A 5,964-nucleotide genomic window follows, 5' to 3' on the forward strand; every position below is an offset into this window, starting at 1 on the left:
TCGGCCTTGCGCTGTTGGGCGTCGGCTACTCGGGTGGCCTCGGGTCTCCGTTCGCCCATCAGGTGCAGGCGTTCCTGGACGCCGACGGCACGCCGCTGCGCAACGTGCACAAGCTCGAGCCGTTGATCCGGCTGCCGCTGGTGCTCGGCCTCGCGCACCTACTGGGCCGCGTCCCGCTGCCGGGCAGCACGCCGCGGCGCGAGTGGCTGCAGGTCTACGCGCACCCAGAGCGCGACAAGCGGGTCGCCGTTGGGGCCGTCGCCCTCGTCGCACTAGTGGTGGCGACGTCGCTGGCCTGGACCGGACGTCTCGATCCGCCTGGCTCGTTCACGGCGATCCCGCAGTACTGGCATGACGCGGCGAACTGGCTCGACCAGCACAACCGAGCGCCGGGCGGCGAAGCCACTGGCCGGGTGCTGGTAGTTCCCGGCGCGCCGTTCGCGACGCAGGTGTGGGGCAACAGTCACGACGAGCCGCTGCAGGTGCTCGGCGCCAGCCCGTGGGGGGTGCGCGACTCAATCCCCCTGACACCGTCTGCGACGATCCGCGCCCTTGACTCGGTGCAGCAGTTGTTCGCCGCCGGCAGGCCGTCGGCCGGTCTCGCCGATACCCTTGCCCGGCAAGGAATTTCATACCTAGCGGTGCGCAACGACCTCGACCCCGAGACGTCGCGGTCCGCGCGTCCGCTGCTGGTGCACCGGGTCTTGGAGAACTCGGGCGGACTGACCAAGGTGGCGCAGTTCGGCGATCCGGTGGGCCCTGGCACCCTGAAGGGGTTCATCACCGACAGCGGGCTGCGGCCGTCGTATCCGGCGGTGGAGATCTACCGGGTCGGCGGCGCAGGGGTCGATGCGCCAGAGCCCATGCACCCGTATCTGACCGATGCCGGTGCCATGGCCCGCGTCGACGGTGGTCCCGAGTCGCTGCTGCGGATCGACGAGCGGCGCCGCCTGCTCGGCAGGCCGCCGCTTGGCCCGATGCTCCTGACGGCCGATGCCCGCGCCGCCGGACTGCAGGCACCCGTCGTCACCGTCACCGACTCCCCGGTGGCCCGCGAGACCGACTACGGCCGCGTCGATGACCACTCCTCTGCCATCCGTGCACCCGGCGACTCGCGAAACACGTTCAACCGCGTGATGGACTACCCGGCCGGAGGTGCCGACGTCGTCTACGGCCGTTGGCCCGGCGGGCGGGTGTCGGTGTCGAGCTCGGCGTCGGACTCCACGGCGCTGCCCAACGTCGCGCCGTCGACCGGCCCCGCCGCCGCGATCGACGGCGACCCCGCGACCAGCTGGGTGTCCAACTCGCTGCAATCGGCTGTGGGCCAATGGCTTCAGGTCGACTTCGACCACCCGATCGCCAACGCGGCGGTCACCATCACGCCCAGTGCCACCGCCGTCGGTGCGCAGGTGCGGCGCATAGAGGTCTCCACCGCCACTGGTACCAGCACCCTGCGCTTCGACGAGGCGGGCAAGGCGCTCTCGGCCGCGCTGCCGATCGGCGAGACCCCGTGGGTGAGGTTCACGGCCGTCGCGACCGACGACGGCTCGCCGGGAGTCCAGTTCGGCATCACCGACTTCACGATCACGCAGTACGACGCGTCCGGATTCGCCCAGCCGGTCAGCCTGCGTCACACCGTCGACGTTCCGGGCCCACCACCGGGTTCCGCCGTCGCACAGTGGGATCTGGGTCAGGAGTTGCTCGGTCGTCCCGGCTGCGCGGACGGACCCGACGGCGTGCGGTGCGCGGCGACGATGGCCCTGACGCCCGAGGAGCCGGTCAACCTGAGCCGCACGCTTTCGGTGCCCCAGGCCACGACGGTGATGCCAACGGTGTGGGTGCGGGCACGCCAGGGACCCAACCTCGCCGACATGATCGCCCAACCCGGCACTGCCCGCACGGGGGGCGACGCCGACGTCATCGACGTGCTCGGCTCCGCGTACGCCGCGAGCGATGGCGACCCGCGCACCTCTTGGACCGCGCCGCAGAACATCGTGCAGCACAGGACCGGTGCCAACCTGACCCTGAAGCTGCCAACGGCCACGAACGTCGCCGCGCTGCGACTGACGCCAAGCCAGTCGGAACTACCCGCGCACCCGACGCTGGTCGCCGTCGATCTCGGCGACGGCCCTCAGGTCCGCAGCCTCGACGCCGATGGCCCGCAGACCATCGATCTCAAACCCCGCGTCACCGACACCGTCAAGCTGTCGATCCTGGACTGGAACGACGTGATCGACCGCACTGCACTGGGTTTCGATCAGGTCAAGCCACCGGGGCTGGCCGAGGTGACCGCACTGGACGCTCGCGGCGCACCGATCGCCACCCCGGACGCCGCGCGCAACCGCGTCCGCCCGATCACACTGCCATGCGGCAAGGGCCCGATCATCGGCGTCGCCGGACAGTTCATCCAGACGTCGGTGAACACCACCGTCGGCGCGCTTCTGGACGGTGAACCCGTCGCCGCCAAACCGTGCCTGCAGGCGCCGATCGCGTTGCCCGCAGGCCAGCAGGAGCTGGTGATCAGCCCTGGCTCGGCGTTCGTCGCCGACGGCGTCCAGCTGGCCGGGCCACTCGCGGCGCAATTACCCACTGCTCCGAGGCTTCCCACGCAGATCATCCAATGGCAGGCCGACCACCGGGAGCTCGACGTCGCCGCCTCGGCCGCCCAGCGGGTGCTGGTGGTGCCCGAGAGCATCAACCCGGGCTGGACCGCCCGCCGCTCCGACGGCACTGCGCTGACACCGATCACCGTCAACGGGTGGCAGCAGGGTTGGGTCGTTCCCCCCGGCACCTCTGGAGCCATCACCCTCGACTTCGCCTCGAACACGACGTACCGCGTCGGCCTCTTCGGCGGACTTGCCCTGCTTCCCTTGCTGTTCCTGCTCGCCTTCCTCCCCGTCCGTCGGGCCCGACCACCTGGCGTGCCTGCCCGACCATGGCAGCCGGGGCCTATCACCGCGGGCGCCGCAGTGCTCGCCGTCGGGTTCCTCGTCTCCGGAATCGCTGGAATCGTGGTGGTGGGCGCCGCGATCGGCCTGCGCCGGCTGCTGCGGACACGGCCGGTCGTGTCGGACCGGGTCACACTCGGAGCCACCGCGGCCGGGCTGATCCTGGCGGGCGCCGTTCTCAGCAGGTATCCGTGGCGGTCGGTGGACGGGTACATCGGCCACGCCTGGGGCGTGCAGCTGTTGGCACTGATCTCGGTGGCCGCACTCGCAGCGTCGACGGTGCCGATGGAGCCGGTGGAGCACCGCCCAACGTGACGCCACTGCGAATTCCGTGTCGATTCTTCGCAGTGGTTTCACGTTCGGCGCGCGCAGAGGTCCCTACGATCGGTTGAGTGCCACACCTCAACACCGCACGGAGAGCCATCGACGTCGAGGACCTCGGCGTGACGCTCATGCACGAGCACGTCTTCATCATGTCCACCGAGATCATGGAGAACTATCCGGAGGGCTGGGGGAACGGCGCCAGGCGCGAGGCGGATGCGGTGGTGCGACTCAACGAGCTGAAGTCACGCGGCGTCGACACGATCGTCGACCTCACCGTCGTCGGCTTGGGCCGCTACATCCCCCGCATCGCCCGCATCGCGGCGCAGACGGAGTTGAACATCGTCGTCGCGACGGGCCTCTACACCTACAACGACGTCCCGATGTACTTCCGCTACCTGGGTCCCGGCGGTGAACTCGGCGGCCCGGAGATCATGACCGACATGTTCGTCCGCGACATCGAGCACGGCATCGCCGACACCGGCGTCAAGGCCGCAATCCTCAAGTGCGCCACCGACGAACCGGGCGTCACCCCTGGCGTCGAGCGGGTGCTACGGGCGGTCGCTCAGGCGCACCGCCAGACCGGCGTCCCGATCTCCACCCACACCCACGCCGCAACCCGCCGCGGTCTCGAGCAACAGCGGATCTTCGCCGAGGAGGGCGTCGACCCGACCCGCGTCGTGATCGGGCACTGTGGCGACACCACGGACATCGCGTATCTGGAGGAGTTGATCGCCGCGGGTTCCTACATCGGGATGGACCGCTTCGGCGTCGATGCGTTCCTCGGGTTCGAGGATCGGGTCGCCAGGTGGCGACGATGTGCGAGCGCGGCCACGCGGACAAGATGGTGTTATCCCACGACGCCTCTTGCTATTTCGACGCGCTGCCCGAGGAGACACTGCCCATCGCGCTACCCAACTGGCACTACCTGCACATCCACGACGACGTCATCCCCGCACTCAAACGACGCGGGGTCACCGAGGAACAACTCACCGCGATGCTGGTGGACAATCCCAGGGCGATCTTCTCCGCCAAGGGTGGGTACTGACCGGGGTCACTGCGCGACGGCGGGCTCTGGCGCATCACTGACCGAACTGTCCAGTGGCGTGATCGAGTTGCGCAACTCCCAGCGCCGCAGCGCATTTCGACATGGTGATTCGACGAGCGCATAGCTCACCGCCGCGATCGCGAAGCCGAACAGCAGCGTCAGCGCCAGCACCACCGGCATGTGGCCGTTGAACGGGAACTCCCCGATCACCGGGAACACCATCGCCAGTGCCGCGAGGTGCCAGACGAACAAGCCATAGGACCAACGACCGAGCGTCACCATCGGCGTACTGCCGAGCAGCCGGTGCGGGGTGTCCGGCCGGTCGAGCACCAGAGGCGCCAGCAGCGCGCCCGCGACCACCGCACCGAGCGACACCTTGATGAGGAACTGCCCAAGCGAGCCCGGCGCCAGACCCGCGGGACCGGCGATCGGGGACGCGGCCAACCCGTAGGCGCTGACCGCGACGACCGCCATCAGGACCCTGCGGCGCGCCAACCGGTGGGCCCACCCCACCGGGCTGACCGTCAGTTCGGCGAGCAGCATGCCCGCGGCGAACCAGGAGAAGTAGGCAGGCGGCCACGTCAGCGGGTTGACGCCGAACGGCACGGAGAAGGGGATCAGCCCCCACGCGAAGCTCGCGAGCGCGACGCCCACGATCGCCGGTATCCTCGCCCGCACCGGCAGCCTGCGGGCCAACAGGGCCAGAAACGGCAACGCGAGATAGAAGCTCACCTCGACCGACAGACTCCACATCTGCGTCAGCCCGGACGTCAGGGTCAGTGGCACGTAGATCTGGGTCAGCGTCAGATTGGCCAGCCACACCGTCAGATCGGCGTTGGCCTCGGGAAACAGCGTCAGGATCACCACCACCGCCACCAGGTAGCCGGGCATGATGCGCACGATCCTGGACCGCAGGTAGTGACCCGTCGGCGGGACGAGACGCAGGCCGCGCGCCGATGCGGCGTGCCCGCGCCACAGCAGGAATCCCGACAGCGAGAAGAACACCGCGACCGCGAGGTCGAACCGCCCGAGCAGCCTGCCGGTGCTCCAGGTCGTGTGCCCGGTCTGGAACGCCACGTGGGTGATCACCACGCCGATGGCGGCGCAGGCGCGCATGCCTTCGACGGCGGGCAGGAAACTCCGCCCGCCGGAAACACTTCCCGGGTCGCTGCGCTCCTGCCCGCCGGAGACACTTCCCGGGTCTGTCCCACTGCCACCCACGGCGACCAGTGTGCCCGATGACCTTGTCCTAAGCACCGGCCTCATCATCGGCTGTTAGGGTCGACACGGTTTGCCTCAGCTGCCTACGGGGCAGTTCAGGGCGTGGGTGGAGTCGTCTCGCGACGAGAAGGAGGCACGGTTTGAACCGCGCAGTGGCGCTGCGAATCGCGGCGTGCGGGCTCATGGGCCTCGGTGCCGCCCTCCTCATTGCGGCACTTCTGTTGTCGACGTACACCAAGAGCAAGATCGCCAAGATCCCGCTCGACATCGACACCACGCTGGTCAGCGACGGCTCGGGAACGGTCTTCGACCCCGCCTCGCTGTCCGGCACGAAGTTCGTGATCGACAAGAACGTGCCCGTCACGTTCCAGCAGCAGATCAGCGTCGAGGCGCCGTCGAACGCCGACGTCGTCACGCTGCAGGTGG

Annotated in this window: 3 protein-coding genes and 1 pseudogene; 3 read left to right on the forward strand and 1 reads right to left on the reverse strand. The window is 69.2% G+C overall.

The features are described 5' to 3' along the window. Nucleotides 1-3,263: alpha-(1->3)-arabinofuranosyltransferase domain-containing protein (locus tag ACRDUX_RS01725; RefSeq protein ID WP_526410411.1), on the forward strand; the 3,263-nt coding region annotated here is incomplete at its 5' end. Between the two features lie 77 nt (nt 3,264-3,340). Then, nucleotides 3,341-4,317, forward strand: a pseudogene (locus ACRDUX_RS01730) (phosphotriesterase family protein). A gap of 6 nt (nt 4,318-4,323) precedes the next feature. Here ACRDUX_RS01730 and ACRDUX_RS01735 read toward each other — a convergent pair. Further along, nucleotides 4,324-5,433 (reverse strand): acyltransferase family protein, encoded by a 1,110-nt coding sequence (locus ACRDUX_RS01735; protein ID WP_526410415.1) that lies wholly within the window; start codon nt 5,431-5,433, stop codon nt 4,324-4,326. Nucleotides 5,434-5,678: 245 nt separating this feature from the next. Between ACRDUX_RS01735 and ACRDUX_RS01740 the strand changes: the two genes are divergently transcribed. Then, the coding region (locus tag ACRDUX_RS01740; RefSeq protein WP_526410413.1) for a porin PorA family protein at nt 5,679-5,964 on the forward strand (286 nt) is incomplete at its 3' end.

The organism is Mycobacterium sp. (assembly GCF_050701675.1).
GTDB lineage: Bacteria > Actinomycetota > Actinomycetes > Mycobacteriales > Mycobacteriaceae > Mycobacterium.